General features: G+C 58.2%; 15 protein-coding genes. 2 read left to right on the forward strand and 13 right to left on the reverse strand.

Annotated features, from left to right (window positions below):
- Positions 1–527: 527 nt before the first annotated feature.
- The 6 genes from ACD590_RS38030 to ACD590_RS38055 form a co-directional block, all read right to left on the reverse strand.
- Positions 528–926 carry a GFA family protein gene (locus tag ACD590_RS38030; protein WP_064843760.1) on the reverse strand — a complete coding sequence of 133 codons (399 nt, stop codon included), beginning with the start codon at positions 924–926 and terminating at the stop codon, positions 528–530.
- Positions 927–928: 2 nt separating this feature from the next.
- A complete protein-coding gene (locus tag ACD590_RS38035) occupies positions 929–2140 on the reverse strand; it encodes an LL-diaminopimelate aminotransferase (RefSeq protein ID WP_064843762.1) in 1212 nt (403 codons plus the stop codon).
- 82 nt (positions 2141–2222) lie between these two features.
- The gene (locus ACD590_RS38040) at positions 2223–3392 is read right to left on the reverse strand and encodes an ABC transporter substrate-binding protein (protein WP_064843764.1); all 1170 of its coding nucleotides are present in this window, start codon (positions 3390–3392) and stop codon (positions 2223–2225) included.
- Positions 3393–3519: 127 nt separating this feature from the next.
- Complete coding sequence (locus tag ACD590_RS38045; RefSeq protein ID WP_064843766.1) at positions 3520–4644, reverse strand: LLM class flavin-dependent oxidoreductase; 1125 nt, start codon at positions 4642–4644, stop codon at positions 3520–3522.
- A 56-nt stretch (positions 4645–4700) separates the two neighbouring features.
- Positions 4701–5120, reverse strand: a complete 420-nt coding sequence (locus ACD590_RS38050) for a carboxymuconolactone decarboxylase family protein (RefSeq protein ID WP_007636445.1) — start codon at positions 5118–5120, stop codon at positions 4701–4703.
- 70 nt (positions 5121–5190) lie between these two features.
- A complete protein-coding gene (locus ACD590_RS38055; RefSeq protein WP_064843768.1) occupies positions 5191–5700 on the reverse strand; it encodes a flavin reductase family protein in 510 nt (169 codons plus the stop codon).
- 129 nt (positions 5701–5829) lie between these two features.
- Here ACD590_RS38055 and ACD590_RS38060 point away from each other — a divergent pair, with 129 nt between their 5' ends.
- Positions 5830–6597: an SDR family oxidoreductase gene (locus tag ACD590_RS38060; protein ID WP_040114027.1), complete on the forward strand. Its 768-nt coding sequence runs from the start codon at positions 5830–5832 to the stop codon at positions 6595–6597.
- Between the two features lie 373 nt (positions 6598–6970).
- Here the strand turns inward: ACD590_RS38060 and ACD590_RS38065 are convergent, their stop codons facing one another.
- The 6 genes from ACD590_RS38065 to ACD590_RS38090 all read right to left on the reverse strand — a co-directional run bounded on the left by ACD590_RS38065 (position 6971) and on the right by ACD590_RS38090 (position 14581).
- Positions 6971–8203 carry an alpha/beta fold hydrolase gene (locus tag ACD590_RS38065; RefSeq protein ID WP_064843770.1) on the reverse strand — a complete coding sequence of 411 codons (1233 nt, stop codon included), beginning with the start codon at positions 8201–8203 and terminating at the stop codon, positions 6971–6973.
- A gap of 109 nt (positions 8204–8312) precedes the next feature.
- Positions 8313–9002, reverse strand: coding sequence for a GntR family transcriptional regulator (locus ACD590_RS38070; protein ID WP_007636440.1), 690 nt, complete (start codon positions 9000–9002; stop codon positions 8313–8315).
- Positions 9003–9153: 151 nt separating this feature from the next.
- The gene (locus ACD590_RS38075) at positions 9154–9930 is read right to left on the reverse strand and encodes an N-acyl homoserine lactonase family protein (protein ID WP_064843771.1); all 777 of its coding nucleotides are present in this window, start codon (positions 9928–9930) and stop codon (positions 9154–9156) included.
- A gap of 21 nt (positions 9931–9951) precedes the next feature.
- On the reverse strand, positions 9952–11076 hold the full coding sequence (locus ACD590_RS38080) for a zinc-dependent alcohol dehydrogenase family protein (protein WP_064843773.1): 1125 nt from the start codon (positions 11074–11076) through the stop codon (positions 9952–9954).
- A 12-nt stretch (positions 11077–11088) separates the two neighbouring features.
- Positions 11089–11982: an MBL fold metallo-hydrolase gene (locus tag ACD590_RS38085; RefSeq protein WP_096771800.1), complete on the reverse strand. Its 894-nt coding sequence runs from the start codon at positions 11980–11982 to the stop codon at positions 11089–11091.
- A gap of 82 nt (positions 11983–12064) precedes the next feature.
- Positions 12065–14581 carry a methyl-accepting chemotaxis protein gene (locus tag ACD590_RS38090; protein ID WP_064843775.1) on the reverse strand — a complete coding sequence of 839 codons (2517 nt, stop codon included), beginning with the start codon at positions 14579–14581 and terminating at the stop codon, positions 12065–12067.
- Positions 14582–15041: 460 nt separating this feature from the next.
- Here ACD590_RS38090 and ACD590_RS38095 point away from each other — a divergent pair, with 460 nt between their 5' ends.
- Positions 15042–17486 carry a beta-glucosidase gene (locus ACD590_RS38095; RefSeq protein WP_064843817.1) on the forward strand — a complete coding sequence of 815 codons (2445 nt, stop codon included), beginning with the start codon at positions 15042–15044 and terminating at the stop codon, positions 17484–17486.
- A 113-nt stretch (positions 17487–17599) separates the two neighbouring features.
- On the opposite strand, the gene ACD590_RS38100 is transcribed toward ACD590_RS38095, so the two are convergent.
- Positions 17600–17839 carry a hypothetical protein gene (locus ACD590_RS38100; protein WP_064843777.1) on the reverse strand — a complete coding sequence of 80 codons (240 nt, stop codon included), beginning with the start codon at positions 17837–17839 and terminating at the stop codon, positions 17600–17602.
- Between the last annotated feature and the right edge of the window lie 21 nt (positions 17840–17860).

Raw genomic sequence — 17860 nt, forward strand, 5'->3', positions numbered from 1 at the left:
CTTTAGGCAGCAGCAAATCGCGCCAGGGCATCCGATGCCCGGCCTCTTGCTGGGTTGTGACTGCCGTCTTTGAATGCTCCGAGTACTCACCCGGCGAACTGCAGAATGACAGATTGTCTGCTAATCTGTCAATAGAGACGTCATGCCCTTGTCGGGATGTCGAGTTGGTTTCGATGAAATCACGATGATATGGTCGCTAGACGCCCCGATATTTGCGAAAGCGCGTTGGCACGCACCTGACGTCCGGTCAGTGGTTCTCAACCGGAACTCGTCCGCCAGATCGGAAGCGATCTGGCGGCCTCCGCTATCAAGCCAAGACCAAAGCGCTGTTGAAGGTGTCCGGTCATGGGAATTACCATCGCACCCACTCCGATGAAGGCGACCGTTTCAATTGGGGGATACGTCACAGCCCAACCTCCACGCTTCGAACGCGGCAAGTGCCACTCGATTTAGCCCCTTCACGGGCGTGCCCGGGCAAACCGCACTCATTGTCGATCAGCCCATAGGGGCGCGCAACCGTGAAAGGATCACGGGAATTCTTCGAAGTTTTCCTTCGCGGGGTCGTGGGCAAGCCACGGCGTGGCGTGGGACAGCCAGACGTTGGACATAGGAACTGAACCAGGATCAGTGTCAAAAGTGCCTGCCCGCAGCACCTTCATCTCCGGGTTGGCAGGCCGTTCGGCATAAACGTGCGAACCACACCGTGAGCAGAACCACCTCAGTTTTCCAGGCGTCGACTCAAAGCTGTGAAGGACGTCATCGCCGGAAATCAGATTAAAGTTCTCACTCTTCACCTTGGCGGCAGTGTTATGATCGGCCGCATGGGACTTTCTGCACGTCTGGCAGAAGCAGTTCCACATCGGGCCGTCCAGTTCCGACACTTCGTACTGGACCGCTTTACATTGGCAAGATCCGAGGATCGGCATCTTCAAAATCCTTTCATTGCTTTATCGAGTTGTGGCGGTCGCGCGCTCGCGGAAAGCCACCGCTTCAGGTTCCGTGCAGCCTGCCGGATTCTGTCTTCATTCTCCACGAGAGCCAGCCGTACGAATTCGTCACCCATCTCGCCGAAACCGATACCAGGCGAAATCGCGACCTGTGCCTTCTCGAGCACGAGTTTCGAAAACTCCAGCGAGCCAAGGTGTCGGAAATCCGGAGGTATCTTAGCCCATGCGAACATCGTCGCCGCAGGAGCTGGAACGTCGAAACCGGCATCGGCAAAGGTCTTCACCAGTGTATCTCTGCGCGTCTTGTAAATGTCTCGGGCCCGCGCGGCGTCCTCCCCGTCCGAGTTTAGGGCATGAGCGGCGGCGACTTGGATTGGCGTAAATGCTCCGTAGTCCAGGTACGATTTCACGCGCGTCAACGCCCGGATGAGGCGTTCGTTGCCCACCGCAAACCCAACGCGCCAACCGGGCATAGAGAATGTCTTCGACATCGAGGAGAACTCGACGGCCACGTCGATCGCGCCGGGGACTTCGAGAACAGACGGCGGCGGCGGACCGTCGAAATAGATTTCAGCGTAGGCGATATCCGACAGAACGATGAGATCGTGCTTCTTCGCGAAGGCGATGACGTCCTTATAGAAGTCGAGCGTCGCGACGCGAGCGGTGGGGTTCGACGGGTAGCTTATGATGAGCGCCAGAGGCTTCGGTACCGAATGCCGCACCGCCATTTCGAGAGCTTGGAAGAAGGTCTCATCCGGCTCGACCGGTACCGACCTTATCACGCCCCCTGCCATGACAAATCCGAACGTATGAATCGGATAGGAAGGGTTCGGACAGAGAATGACATCCCCGGGGGCGGTTATGGCCTGCGCCATGTTCGCAAACCCCTCCTTGGACCCGAGCGTTGCAACAACCTGGGTATCCGGATCAAGCTTCACATTAAACCGGCGGGCGTAATACGCAGCCTTGGCGCGGCGAAGCCCGATAATGCCCTTGGAAGCCGAATAGCGGTGCGTGCGCGGATGCTGCACCGCTTCGCATAGCTTGTCCACAACCCAGCTTGGCGTGGGAAGATCGGGATTGCCCATTCCAAGATCGATGATGTCGACTCCGGCCGCGCGCGCGCTGGACTTGAGACGGTTCACCTGGTCGAAGACGTAAGGAGGCAAACGCTGTATCTTGTGGAATTCCAACTTCTGGCTCCTTATCGTAGGTCCTCCGCGCCGACGGATGAAGCCGGCGCGGAGGTCGCTGGACAACTTGGGAGGTCGTCGATTACTTCTTCGGGCGCCAGGCCAGCGGATCTTCCGGGCGCTCGAAGTACTGTGCTGCTACGTCCGCGGGCCACCATGCGTCGCCCTTGGGCTCGATCCACGCCGTGGAGTTCGGATCGCAATCTTCCGGAATTGCTTCCTTCACATCGTCGATCGTGTAGGGAAGAGCCGGTCGCAGGATCGACTGGATCTTCGGCCCCTGGCCTTGGAGTGTCCTCATCATCACGTCCCACACCAGGCGAGCATCGGCCCGCGGCGGCCAGAAATGGAAGCTCTGGCTGATGAAGTCGGGATTGTTGCGCCAGTAGCACGCCGCCGACGCCTCGCCGCCGAGGACGATTGGCATCATGTCGCGCCCGGACTGCTGGACCGCGTTGACGACACCGTTTTCCGACGCCGACTGGACCAGGATACCTGCGATTTCGGTAGGGTTGGTCGCGAGGAATTTCTGGACTTCGACCTGGGCGACCTGATCGGTCCACTTGCCAGCGACATCGCCCACGACGGTGATGTCCTTATACTCGTCGAACGCCTTCTTGGCACCGACATTGAAGCTGTCGGACGATGCGAAGCCCGGGATGCCTGAAACCGTCAGGACGTTGCCCTTACCGCCGATTTCCTCCGCCAGCCATTTCGCGGCCGTGTAACCGCCCTGGGTGTTGTTTTCGGTCGCATTGATCGCGTAGGGCGATGTCACGTAACCCGAGAAGGAGAAAACCGGGACGCCCTTGGAATGCGCGTATTCGATGGTCTGGTTGATGGCCGTCACGTTCGAGCAGCAGATGATGATGGCATCGACGCCGTCGTCGACCATCTGGCGCATCTGCTGGATTTGCGTCGCGTCCTTCAGGTCGGACTGCGTGACGACAAGGTCAGATACCAGTCCAGCCTCCTTGTATTTGGGAAGCAGAACCTCGTTCATTTCAGTGAGGATCTGGGCACGCCACGTGTTGCCGGCATAAGTGGACGCGTAGCCGATTTTCCACGGCGGCGGCCGCTTCGCCACAAAATCCTTGAGCGGCGTACCGCCGAGGGGAATTGCCGGGTCCACGAGCTGGTAAAGCTGCTTCTGGTCCGGTGGTAGCGAGTCTAATCCGTCCGCGAATGCGGCGGTGGTCATCAGGCCTAGCCCGATGATCACGCTCAATGCGGTGTAAACCTTCTTCAGCATGTGTAGGGTCTCCTCCCCTTCGTACATCCGCTACAGCAGTCGACGCCGTTGGCGTCGAGCCACGGAATTGGTGAAACGTGTTTCGATTTCGGATCGGTGGCGGGCGGCTTAGCCGCCCGCGGAACGGTCAGTTCCTGAGGCCAGCCTGTTTCAGCAGGGGCATGACGCGGTCGTTGAAGAACGGCAGTTCTTCGTTGTAGTCGACCATTGTGAGAAGCGCGCCGTCGACGCCCGTATTGCTCAACGCGACGAGCTTGTCGGCGACCTGTTCCGGCGTTCCGACGATCGGGTAGCCGCCCCAGCCAGCGATAAAGCGCTCCTTGAACTTCTGGTACATCTCCGCCGAGTGGTTCTGTGACTGAACCTGGAGAACCTCGCAGATGTTTTCGCAGGCTTCCCAATCGCCCTTCTGGTTCACGTAGTAGTCATAGTAGTCCTGGGCTTCCTTTTCGGTCTCGCGAACGACGACCGGGCACGCGGTGAAGGTTCCGAGTTCGCGCTTGTATTCCTCGCGAGCCAGTTCCTTCACCTTCTTCACCCAGGCTGCGCCCGATTCCATGTCCTGCATGAAGCCGAAGTTGAAGTCGCAGAACTTCGCGGTGAAGTGCAGGCCCTTGCCCGAGGAGCCGGCGCAGATGAGGACCGGGCGGCCCGTCTCCTTGTTATAGGGCTTCGGCTCGCTGAACGCGTCTTTCACCTTGAGGAACTGGCCGTCATAGGTGACACCGTTCTTCTTCCACAAGGTGTCAACGATTTCCATCCATTCCGTGGCATATTCGTAGCGGGTGTCGTGTTCCATCATCGGAACGCCGAACATCTCCATTTCCGGGGTAAACCAACCCGTCACCAGGTTCAGGCCGTATCGGCCCTTCGAAATATTGTCGATCGTCGTCGCCATCTTCGTCGCGACGATCGGGTTCAGGGTCGGGATATGCGTCGTCGAGAAAAATTGCAGCTTCGTGGTCACGGCAGCCAGGGCCGCGGCCCAGGTGAACGTGTCCATGTTCACGCCGTTGAAGTTCGTCGGCCCGCCGAAACCGCGCCACCGGGCGATCGGCACCATGCATTCCCACCCAGCCGCTTCGAGCTTTTTGGCAATTTCGACATTATGTTCGAAAGTCGGTTCGAACGTTGATTCCGCGGTGGTGATGGCGCATGCGCTCGAACAATTTGTTCCAAATACGCCAAGCTTCAGCTTGTTGCTGTTAAACATCGGGTTTCCGGCGGCGCGGAAATCATCGCTGGTCGTCATATTGAAGTCTCCTCCACAGAGTTGGTCTGTTCCCGGCCCGAAGGTCGGGGCACCGATTAGATGCCCATGTCCTCGAAGACTTCCTGTGCGACGCGGAAGCTGTCGATCGCCGCGGGCACGCCGCAATAGATCGCGACCTGAAGGAAAACTTCACGAAGCTCGTCCTTGCTGAGGCCGTTATTGATCGCGCCGCGAACGTGCAGCTTCAACTCGTGGGGGCGGTTAAGGGCGGAAATCATGCCCAGATTGAGAAGGCTGCGTGAACGGCGGTCGAGGCCGGGCCTGTTCCAGATCTCGTTCCAGCAATACTCGGTGACAAGCTCCTGCATCGGCCAGTTGAACTCGGTCGCCTTGTTTACCGAAGCGTCGACATATGCACCGCCGAGAACCTCCCGACGGGTCTGCAGACCCTTTTCGAACCGTTCACTGACGGGACGCCCATTCACTTGCGATTTCACATCGGTGGCAATAGTCACGGATCAAACTCCTCATTATCGGCCGAAAGGCTGGTGGATGTGATAGGCCGAAAAAGCTCGGCCAAACGTTTCAGGCGGCAGCATCGATCAGCGCTGCCGATCTAACCAATTTCCCGTCCTCGTAGAGGAGCGGGGCAATATTCTCGATAAACCGGGCCTCGATAACTTCCCCTAGAACGACATCATGGGTGCCGACGGAGACTGCGGAGTTGAGGCTGCAGACGAATGCGGCCTGGGCGTCGCCGAGGATGGGAACGCCGCCAGCCGTGATCCACTCACCATGCGCGAACCTCTCCTCTCCCTTCAGTTTTCCACTAAACAGCGGAACCAAAGGCGCATGGCTAAGATGCAGCATGTTGACCGCGAATTTTCCCGTAAGCTTGAGTGGGCCGCTGATCGAAGCAGATTGGTTGATGCAAACCAGGAGGGTCGGCGGGTCAGCCGTCACCGACTGGACGGCGGTTGCAGCCATTCCGTAACGGGCACCTTCCCATTCCGTTGTGATCAGGCAAATTGTCGATGTGAACCGGCGCAAAGCGGTCTTGAACGCCGCTTGCGCTGCTATTTCAGCACCAGCCATGGTTACCTCCCCAAGTCATTTGATAGCCAAGATAAGCAGATTAGCAGACAATCTGTCAACACGTTTTATTCGTCATTGACAGATTGTCTGCGAAAATGTTTTCTCGATACAGCGAAAGAGGAGACGATTATGGATCTGGAATCGAAAGTATGTGTGGTGACGGGGGCTGGCAGCGGGATCGGGCGCGCTACAGCTGAACTGTTTGCGCGCCAGGGCGCTAAGGTTGGCGTCGTCGACGTCAACATCGATGCCGCACGAGACGTCGCGCGAGAAATGGGGACAGGTGCGATCGCGTTAAAGGCCGATGTGTCTTTGTCCGCCGAAGTAGAGGCGATGGTTAGGTCAGTTAAGGAAAAATGGGGGCGTATCGACGTTCTCGTCAACAACGCGGGGTTCGGAATGACCGGAAACGTCACGACCATCGCCGAATCCGACTGGGACCGGATCATGGCGGTGAACGTGAAGGGGATATTCCTATGCTCGAAATACGTGGTTCCCATCATGGCGGAACAGGGCAGCGGATCCATTATTAACACGACCTCATACACGGCCGTGTCAGCCATCGCTAACCGCACGGCCTACGTGGCGTCGAAAGGCGCGATCTCGGCACTCACGAGAGCCATGGCACTGGACCACGCAAAAGACGGGATCCGCGTCAACGCTGTCGCCCCCGGAACGATCGACTCTCCCTATTTCACCAAGATTTTCGCCGAAGCGGCAGACCCGCAAGCCCTGCGGGAAGACTTCAACGCCCGTGCAGCCCTGCACCGGATGGGCGACCCGGAAGAGATCGCCGAGGCGATGCTTTTTCTAGCTTCGGACCGCTCGCGGTTTGCGACCGGAAGCACTCTCACCGTCGACGGAGGATCGTCGATCGGGAACCACTTGGTGCGCTAAAGCACATGGGTGCTGATGGGTGCCTCCTTCTTGACCAAGGGGAGGCACCTTTACTGTGGCAACTACATGTCGGAAACACAGAGGCCGCGGCGGGAAGATAGAGATCACGCGCAAGGCTGCGTGATCAGGACCCTGCGATGAGGCGCCGCTACGGCATTTTTTAAACGCATCGCCGCGCCTGATCCTTCACTCAGATATCGCGGGAATTTTTCCAATTTCTTACCGGAATTTCTCGGGAGCGTGAGGATGCCGCCCCCGATGCCGGCTGTGTCATCGCCGGGACGCCAATTGCGAAGCCTCGGTAGGCGCCCGCCCACTTTCAAATTTGATCGCCCGGCGTGTTGCACCGAGCGACCAGAGTCACTGCGACCGCTTAGCGCGCGGCTTGCCGTACGAACTCGAGCCCTTTTACAAGATAGCTCCGAAAGAAATTCGGGTGTTCGCACATGGGGAAATGACCCAGCCCATCCATGACGAGGTGGAGGCATCCCGGAATAAGTTCGGCGAGCCTGGCCCCATCCGTCGGAGTGGCTGAGTAGTCATAGTCGCCCGAGAGCAGCGCCACCGGGGTGCGCGACGGGTCAATCCGGGGAGTTGTCACTGCTCCGTCGAACTCGTCGCTGTAGAAGGAAAGATCGCCTGGGTAAACTCCGGGTGCTCCCTGCGAATAGATCCAGCTTGACCTCCTGCGGTCCCCTGCGGGGCTGAGTGGGCTCATGATCCCTCTGACATACGCCGAGTTATGAAGTGAGCCGTGTACGTTTACGTTGTGCTGGTATGGGTTCCGGCGTCCCTTGGAGCGGAAAGGTGGCTCGATCGCCACGATCCCGAGGACATGCTCCGGCCGTTCCGCGGCGAGAACCAGCGACATTGCCGCGCCCATGGACCCACCCGCGACAATCGCCTTTTCGCGAACCACCTGTTCGAGTATGGCCGTGCACCATTTCAGGTACAGCGATGCCGTGAGCTTGTAGGGTGCGCCGTCCCATGTCAGCGGCGGCATGGACCGACCGTGGAATGGTAGGTCAACCGCGATCAGCCTGTAGTTTTTCGCAAGCTCGGTGTCCGCCAGCTGAGGCAAGAATTGGCGGCTATCCGCTCCGGCGGTGTGGAGAAACAGGACCGGCACCCCCTCGCCTGCTTCTTCGTAATATATTTCATGGGGGACGTCATCGATATCGACGACGGCATACTGCCCCCGGATTTGACGCAGGTCGCGTTGCGCATGCTCCGCTTTCATCTCGGGGGACGTTACGACGAGCTCAATCACCCGTTCCAGAGCCGGGCGTGCTTTCGCGAGGGCGAGCGGTGAGCCGGCGATCTCGAAGAGAGGGTTTGCAAGCTGTAACGCCGTGAAGGAATGAAAGGTGGCGGGCGGCGGCGTCATCAGAAGCTGCTCCCAGGCGTCTGCAGTGGCCCTCACTGTCACCTGGGGGTCATCGCTTTCCCCCCAGATCGCCGCGCCGCCTTCAGCGAAATTGAGGGCGATCACCTGATCGCCGACGTAGAAGGCGATGTCCATTGTCAGGTCCGGAGTGAGCCGGGGCAATTCCGGATCCCCAAGAGCCTCCGCCATGCGGGACCGCAATTCATTAAAAGTGCCCAAAGCAACCTCCCTGTTCGAACGAGCGCCAGGCCGCACGCGTCGGCAGCGCCATGACTTCGAATAAGCAGATTATCAGACAATCTGTCAATACCGGCTGTTGCCGCTTCCTTTAATCGCCGTCGTTTTCGGAGGTTTTACGAAGGTAGTCCAGTGCGACCTTAGCCGCCATGTCGATGTGGTACTTGCAGGCTGCGGCGGCTTTCGCTCCGTTTCGGTCAGTAATGGCCGCAGCGATCTCCTTTATCTCTTCCACACTGTGGTTCAAGCGCCCCGGCTGCGTCATCGACGTCATGCGCAGAAGAGTCACCCGATTGTGGAGCGATGTCAGCATTTGCTTGACGAAGACGTTTCCACTCCCTTGCATCAGGCAATCGTAAAACGCGGTTTTCGCCTTGATGAGCCTGCTCCCACCGCCGCTTGCCGCCGCTTCCGCAAACTCAGCAACCGCCTCATTGAGTGTATGGATATCCTGGGCGGTTCCGTTTTCAGCGAATTCCTTTCCGGCATAGCTCTCTAGCAAAGCCCTGACGCTGTAGAGCTGAGCGGCTTCTTCGTAAGTGATAGTGCTGACGACGGGACCGCGGTGCGGATAGCTGGTAATGAGGCCCTCGGCCTCGAGTTGTCGAAGCGCCTCGCGGATTGATGTCCGTCCTACACCGATCGACTCGCAGAGTTCTCGCTCAACGAGGCGCTGACCCGGCTTGAAACGGCCGCTTGATATCGCCTGCCGCAGTTTATCTTCTACCTGAGTGCGCAATGTGGCACTCTGTCGTGCAATCTGTAAATCCATATCACCCATTGGATCCAAAAGTCCGTTTTACCAAGGCCGAAAGCGGCCGTGCAAGTCATGGTACTATATGGTGGGTTATCCTGGTGAGACAACCCGATTGTCTGACAAAAGCGAAGAACGCCTCAGCTTTATCTCTTACCGGACATTCCACGCGTCCCCATTACCGTAGAACCTTTGCAAAAGCGAGATCGGGTGACAGCGATGGAAAACCCGTCAGGACTGCGGGATCATGGCCTGGAACAAGTAAGCCGGACGGTCCTGATAGTTCACGGAGCGTTCGGTATCCCTCCAGTACGTCGGCGTAATCGGCAAAAAGCGGAAAGACGTCGTCATGCTCCAGATAGCGTTGAAAATGGAGTGCGTCCGATGCGATGACGACGACTTCATCGCCATCGTCCAGCCTCACGACCTGAAGGCCTTTGGAATGACCGCCGACGAGATGGATGGTGAGTCCCTCCATAATCTCGCCGTTCCCGTCGTGGAAGCGCATTCTGCCGGAAAACGTCAGGCGGACCGCATCAACGACGGCGTCCACTGCGAAGGGACGCCGAAGACGATCATGGCACATGCATCGTCCTGTACCGTAGGCCATCTCCCGATCCTGCAAGTGGAACAGGGCTTTGGGGAAGTCCACAAGGTTTCCCGCGTGATCATAGTGGAGATGCGTGATAACGACGTCGGTAATGGACGATGCGGAAATCCCGAGCTGGCGAAGCGCCTCGACCGGATGGATCAACATGGTCCTCCCGCGCCTTTCAGCCTCCTGCGGGCTAAACCCGGTGTCAACCAGGATCAGACGTTCACCATGGCGGATCAACCAGACGAAATACTCGATCCTGCCCGGGGCGTCGTGGGGATCTCCTGCTTCCAGGCCGAGTTCGCTAACGGGCCGAACCGCAGTGCCGTAATGTATCGCCAGGACTTTCCAGTCGTTCAAATTCTCGCTCCTTCCGCAGGCTCAGGGAACCAGCAGATGCCGGATCACCTCGCCACGGTCTAACCGGTCGAAGGCCTCGTTGATTTCCTCAAGCGGGCCAGTGCTGGACAGCAGTCTCTCCACGGGCAACCTGCCTTTGAGGAACAGGTCGATATAACGGGGAATATCGCGCGAAGGCACGCAGGACCCCATGTAGCTGCCTTTGATGATGCGTTCTTCCCCGACAAGAGGAAGCGGCGAGATCTCGAATTTGGTGTTCACGTTCGCCAGACCCGCTGTGGCTGTCGTGCCGCCGCGCCGCGTAATGCCATAAGCGGTTTCGAACGCTTTGCTCGACCCTGCCATCTCGATGGCGTAGTCCACTCCCCCGCGTGTCGCTTCCTTGACCTCGCCGACCACATCCGGCGAGGTTGCCAGGAAGGTACGCGTCGCGCCCAGCGACCTAGCCAGCTCAAGCTTTTCCGGCATCAAATCGATGGCGACGATCTCGCTTGCTCCGCTGGCCACCGCTCCGAGGACCGCCGACAAGCCCACGCCCCCAAGGCCGATGACGGCGACCGACTGTCCCGGCTTCACGCCACACGTGTTTACGACCGCACCGACGCCTGTCATGACGGCGCATCCGAACAGGGCCGCCATCGTGACGTCCACATCTTTGGTGATCTTGACGACCGAGTGCGCCGACACGATCGCGTATTCCGAAAACGCCGATACGCCGCTGTGATGGTTGATATCGTAGCCGCGAAGACGGATATGCTTGCTACCGTTCAACAATGTCCCGGCGGCGTTTGCGCGATAGCCAGGCTCACAGAGGCTAGCGCGTCCTCCCGCGCAGTAATCGCAGTGTCCGCAGATCGGCAGGAACGACATCACGACGTGATCGCCAACCTTCACTGTATCGACACCGGGTCCGATTTCTTCGACGATGCCGGATGCTTCATGCCCCAACGCGACAGGCAGCGGGCGGGGCCGGTCGCCGTTTATCGCCGACAGGTCGGAGTGGCACACACCAGCGGCCTTGATTTTGACCAGGACCTCAAGATTGCCCGGAGGCGTCAGATCGACGGTCTCGACACTGAGAGGTCGCGAACTTGCATACGGCTTGGGAAGCCCTGACTCTCGGAGAATGACGGATTTCATCTGCATTGTCGTGTATTCCTATCTCGAGAGCATCTGCATGGCGGCGGGTACGTAGCGGAAGCCTTCCCGCTCCCGGGCGACGTTGCCGAGCCCGGGCCACGCAAAGTGATAGGACATCACTGGTATGCGGTCTGTCGCGAGCATATCCAGCACCCGGGTGCGCGAGCGCGCCGAGAGCTTGGGATCGGTGTCGTACTTGAACTCCATCCACGGGCGTTCCATCAGCAGGATATGATGATGGGTGAGATCGCCGAGGAAGCAGAGCCGATCGTTGTCAGACTGCATGAGGAAGCAAAAGTGGCCCAAGGTGTGGCCTGGAGCGTGCACCGCTTGCACGCCCGGCAGGAACTCCTGACCGTCCACGAAATGCGCTATCCGATCACGGTGTGGAAGAAGGTTTCTCCGGGCATTTTCCACCTGAGCCTTGAAACCGGCATCAAGCTTGCCTCCGTCGGTCCAGTCATCGAAGTCGCTTTCGCTTATGAAGATCTTCGCGTTCGGAAAATTAAGCTTGCCGTCCTGATCGCAAAGTCCGCCGGTGTGGTCGATGTGTGCGTGGGACAACACCACGGCATCGACTTCCAAGGGGTCGATGCCTGCCTCCTGCATGCTTTTCAGCAAGCGGCCGGTCGTCGGCCCGAAAATCTTCGACGTCCCCATCCCGGTGTCGAACAGGATGGTCTTTCCGTTAATTTTGACCAGCGGGATGTTCTGCTCGAGGGTTACCGACGAACTGGACAGGAAGTTCCTGTCGAGCATTTCCGTCACTGTGGCCGCGTCGACTCCGAGAAAATTCTCCCGCGGGTCGCCCAATTCCAACGGTCCGTCCGAAAGCACCGTTATTTCGCCGGTTCCGAACTTGAACGGATAGAAATAGGGCAACTTAGTCTGATGCGCTTGGTCATTGAGCACGCCGGATATCCTCCCAGATTGGCTGTACCATTTGACAGATTGTATGAAAATCTGTCAACAGAATATTGATGATAGTCTGTCGTCAGGAAACGATCGAAAGCATGTGACCCCTCGGCCTGCCGATGTTGAACTGTTCTATCTGCTGCATCAGTCGCTGGGTCTCCTTTGTGAGTTCCTGAGTGGCGGCGTGGGCTTGCTCGGCGATGGCAGCGTTTCGCTGGGTGCTGTCATCGATCTCGCCGACGGCCTGGTTCACTTCGATAAGCGAAGCCGCCTGGTCCCTGCTTGCCGCAGCGATAAGCTCAACCCTTTCGGAAATTCCGGCAACATTCGACGATATTGCAATGAGCACCCTGCCCGCCTCGTTCACCAATCGCGATCCCGAGGCGACTTCCTCGGTCGATCTTGCGATGAGTCCCTTGATTTCCTGGGCGGCTAGAGCCGACCGCTGGGCAAGTTCCCGGACTTCTTGGGCGACGACCGCGAAACCCTGCCCGGCTTCTCCTGCTCTCGCGGCCTCGACGCCGGCATTGAGTGCCAGGAGATTGGTCTGGAAAGCGATCTCGTCGATTACGCCGATGATTTGCGAAATGCGCCCGGAAGCCGCTTCTATTCGGCCCATAGCGTCGACCGCGTTCGTGACCACTGAAGCAGACGCATCCGCGGCCTGCTTGGTTTCCTTTACAAGCCGGGCTGCGGCCTGCGCCTGCTCTGTCGACGAATGCACCGTCGCGGTGAGTTGATGAACCGCAGCCGCTGTCTCCTCCAACGACGCGGCTTGGCGCTCGCTGCGGCGGGAGAGATCATCGGCGCCACTGCTGAGATTGTCTGCATTTTGCCGAATGAGCACGATGTTGCCGCGAAGTTCCGACATCGTCGCCTGCAAGCGCAGCAACGAATTGTTGAAGTCTTTTCGCAACTGTTCCAGCCGCCCGGAGAACGGTTGATCGATCGTGCTCGAAACATCACCGTTGGATAACCTCTCCAGCCCAGCGGCAAGACTGTCGACGGCGTCGCCGATCTGTTTGTCGATCTGGGCTTTCTCCGCCTCGTTGTGCCGACGTTCAGCTTCGGAAGCTGATCGTTGACGATCCGCGTCGTTCTCGATCTCGATTTTCCTTACGGCATTCTCCCTGAAGACACAGAGTGCCCGGGCCATTTCTCCGAGCTCATCAGCGCGCTCAGAACCGCCGATCTCTATGTCAAGGTCCCCTTCGGACAAACGCCGCATGTCGTCGGTCAACCGGACGACAGGTTTCTTGAAAGTCGCAATCATCCCGAAGCCAGCGAGAAGCGCGACGAGGACGCCTGCAAATATCGTGATGAGGGCAATGCCGTTCGCACGGGCCGTCTCTTCGATGGCCCTGGCACGCTGGGCGTCGGCAAACGTCGTGAGGTGGCCCCATATGGTGTTCAACTGGTCTGTCGTTTGCCTATATTGCGCACGCCTGACTTCCGAGATCTCGACGAGCTTCGCACTGTCCTGCGTCATACCCTCTACCGCCGGAGGGACCGTATTCTGGACTGCCTTGAAAAGGTCGAGATCGGAAGCGGCACTCCAGATGTCCAATATCTCCTTCTTCGTTCTGTCGAAGTTCTGGATGAGTTGCGCGCGGTTTTGTTCGGTAGGGTCGGCTATGAAGCGCGCAAGGTGTATCCTGATGAGATAGCTGGAGTCCGAAAGTCTTCGGCTGCCGTCCAAGGCGCTGCTGATCTTGGCCAAACGTTGGTCGAGACCTGCGAACTCGACGATTGCTTTCTTTGTTTGCTGGTTCGCCACCGCGTTAATCCCGACGGAGATTTCCTTGAACGCGGACATTGCGGTGTCGAGGCCTACGGCGTTGTCCGATGCGGCGCCCTGCGACAGAATTTCTGTTACGCTTTTCACCGCGCCGTCGACCGAGCTCGACAGTTTTGTAGCGTCCGACGGCAAGGAAGCCCGCAGATTTCGGGCGCTTCGACGCAACTCGCCCACTTTGCCGCGCAAATATTCGAGTTTCAGCTCGGTCGTTCCGGCGGATTGGTAGCCCGCGGCAAAATCAAGGAAGAAGGTTGCATAGCCTGTCACCCTGTCGGCATCGCGCAACATCGATTTGGCGGCGCCCTCGGACTGCTCGCCGGACTTCCTCAACTCGTCAGCTAGCCTGAGCATTTCATCCTGCGACCAAACCAGCGATTCAGAATGATTGGCGATCGAGGTTATCAGTTGCTCTTCGCTTTCATGGATGCTCCAGAGAGAGCCAAAATTGTCCACCACGTCCCGCATAATCGCGTTTGCCGACAGGAGGCCTTCGCTTTCCCCCGTAGCTCCGGCATTCGTCACTAAAGCTTGCAGATGCGATTGCTGGGCGAGCAGGTCAGCCTTCACGCGATCGCGCCTTTCTTCCGACGCCTCATCGAGAAACTCTCTCATCGAGGCGGAGACGTCACGGAAACCCGAGAGCACCTGCATCACCTGGCTCGAGGTTTCCAGGCGGCTTTGTAGGAGACCCGCGGCGTAGTGCCCCAAAAATCCCACCGCGCAAATGCTGATTATGAAAGGCAGTACGAAAATGATTACTTTTGTCTGTAGCCGGAAACGGGACAACAGCCTGTCCATCGTGGTCCATCCTTGTCCATAGGCGGTGAAGAAGCTTCATCAATCGGGATCCGCCTCCGATGGAGACATCGAATCATCAATGACGACACGAGGCTGCGCGACTGAGGATTGTCTGTCAACAGATTGTCTGATAGCATGTTCAGGTTTTCAAATTGTCTCGCGAACTTGCGGAGGAATAACTCCAGAACCGGCGCTGCCGCAGCCGGCACAACTTTCACCGCTGACATCGATCAAACCGCGATGTCCTTGTTTTCAGTGGAAAGCGGTGACGTCATCTCGGCCACGTGAAGGCTGCGAACATGTCGTCGTCGTGGTGACGGCGCCTTGGTGAACAAACGGGCCTTCCTTCTCATGGATGGACGGCTCCACGGATGACGCCGACCTCACCAGCTTTCCCAATATGCATATAGAGATGCCCGATCTGGGAACGGTAAGTGTTGAGATTGAGGAAGCAGAGAAGATGACTGATACGAGAGCATTGCTCGATAATATGACCTTGGCCGAGCAGGTCTCGCTACTTTCCGGCGATACGTTCTGGTCTTTACCGCCCATCGACCGCCTAGGGATAGGGAGATTGCGCTTGACGGACGGCCCCAACGGCGCCCGCGGGGCGGGGTCTTTTGTCGGGGGTGTGACTGCAGCGGCTTTCCCGGTAGGCATTGCCATCGGAGCGAGTTGGAACCCGGACCTAGCCAGGGAAATCGGCAGTGCGCTAGGTGACGAGGTTCTTTCCAAAGGGGCTCATGTCTCGTTGGCGCCGACCGTTAACATCCAGCGCAGCGTCACAAACGGCCGCAACTTTGAGTGTTTCTCTGAGGATCCGATACTGACGGCGGAACTTGCCGTCGGCTATATCGAAGGTCTGCAGTCCAAGAAAGTGGGTGCCACGATAAAACATTTCGCCGGCAACGAGTCCGAGATCGAACGTACAACCATCTCTTCAGATATCGATGAACGCACTCTGCGCGAAGTCTACCTAATACCCTTTGAGGCGGCGGTGAAGCGGGCAAAGGTCTGGGCCGTGATGTCTTCATATAACAAACTAAACGGTACTTACACGGCGGAAAGCCATTGGTTGTTGAACGAGGTACTACGCGGTGACTGGGGTTTTAACGGCGTGGTGATGTCGGACTGGTTCGGCTCGCGTTCGACCGCACCCACCGTGAATGCTGGGCTGGATCTGGAGATGCCGGGCCCGACCCGCGACCGCGGCTCCAAGCTTCTGGCGGCGATCGACGCGGGCGAGGTAAGTGTCGAGACCGTCCGCGCCTGTGTGCACAATATCCTGACCCTGATGGAACGCACCGGCGCAATCAACGATCATCGCGAGTTTAAGGAGTACGCCATTAATCGGCCGGAACATAGGGCACTCATCAGGCGCGCGGGAGCGGAAAGCGCAGTTCTGCTACAGAATGACGGCATCCTGCCATTGGCTCAGCAAGGTACGGTCGCCATCATTGGACCCAATGCCAAGATCGCGCAGGTTATGGGAGGCGGCTCGGCGCAGTTGAACCCCCACTATGTCGTCAGTCCGTGGCAGGGGCTGGCGGACGCCCTGGGTGAGGAGAACGTGTGCTACGCTCAGGGTTGCAGCAATTATCGGTTTCAGCCGCTGATCGAAAACCCGACAACCTTCGAATTTTTCCAAGAAAGGGAGCTTGCTGGCGAGCCCGTGAAGGTTATCGAGGAACCGTCGAGCCTCGGTGTATGGTTGCCCCCCGTGGCCGGGGGCCTAGTCGATCCGTATCGCTTTTCCGCCCGAATGCGCACCGTATTCACAGCCTTAGAAGCCGGCGTCTATCGCGTCGGCCTGACCTCGGCCGGGCTTGGTCGGGTCTATGTGGACGGCAGGCTTGTGGTGGACGCCTGGGCTTCCTGGACACGTGGTACCACATTCTTTGAAGAAGGCTGCGAGGAGGTCGTGGGCGAAATCACGCTCGAAGCCGGCCGTACATACGAGGTCGTCGCCGAGTACGCCCGGCACGATCACGTCAACCTCTATATCGCCGCAATTCGGGTAGGAATAGGCAGGTTTTCGGCCGAAGCGGAGATTGCCGAGGCAGCAGCCGTCGCCGCGAAGGCTGATCATGCGGTAGTCTTCGTGGGCAGAACGGGCGACTGGGATACCGAGGGCTCCGATCTCCGCGGCATTGCACTTCCTGGTCTGCAGGACCAGCTTGTTGAGGCGGTAATTGCGGCCAATCCGAACACGATTGTCGTCCTACAAACCGGTGGACCGGTGGAAATGCCCTGGCTTTCCGGTGCTCGTGCAGTACTGCAATGCTGGTATCCCGGTCAGGAAGCTGGCAACGCGATCGCCGATGTGCTCCTTGGCAAGGCCGAGCCCTCGGGCCGACTGGCACAGACTTTCCCCGTGCGCTGGGCTGACAATCCCACACATACCGAGGATGACGCGGTCTATCCAGGCAAGAATGGCCATGTGCGATATGACGAAGGTGTGTTCGTTGGATATCGGCACTACGATCGCCAGGACATTAAGCCACTGTTCCCCTTCGGTCATGGTCTCGGTTATTCAAGCTTTGCGATGTCAGACCTGACGGTGGGGCTGCCGGATCCTGCCGGCGCGGTGACAGTGACACTGGGATTGACCAACGTCAGCGAGCGGCCAGGTTCGGCAGTGGTGCAAATCTATGTGGGCGATGTTGAAGCATCTGTACCCAGACCGGTTAAAGAATTGAAGGCCTTCTCGAAAATCGGCCTGGAACCCGGTGAGAAACGAAGGCTCAGTTTCATTCTTGACGCCCGAACATTTGCCTTCTTCGACACGACCGAGCGGTGCTGGCGGATAGAGACGGGGGAATTTGCAGTTATGGTTGGGTTCTCGGCCACCGACATCCGTTTGAGTGGAACTGTCACGCAAAAGGGCGCTGTCTTAGCGCTCTAATCGTGCAGAGAATCAAAGACTACGTTTGGCGGTGGTTGAGTCCCAAAAAAAGAGCGCAGTGGCGGTGAAGCTCGGTGAATGAGTGAATGAATGGCTCAAGACGGGCGATATTGTCATCGACAGGAAGGATACCGACCTTCATAGGCGGCGAAGATGGCGTCGGAAGCGTTGGCGGACACGTTCGCGACAGCGTCGGTCCTACGCTTTTTTTTGATGCCTTTCGCAGTCTCTCGAACTGAGCTCACGCTAGCCGCGAGATCGGAATCCTCAATCATATCGAGGGCTGCCACATTCTCGTGCAGTTCGGCTCGACCGATCTCCTTCAGGACATATGTATCGAGCAGAAATTTCAAGCTTAGTCATCCAGCGCGCTA

It is taken from the genome of Rhizobium sp. 862_C5_N1_2 (assembly GCF_051811205.1).
GTDB classification, from domain to species: Bacteria; Pseudomonadota; Alphaproteobacteria; order Rhizobiales; family Rhizobiaceae; genus Rhizobium; species Rhizobium leguminosarum.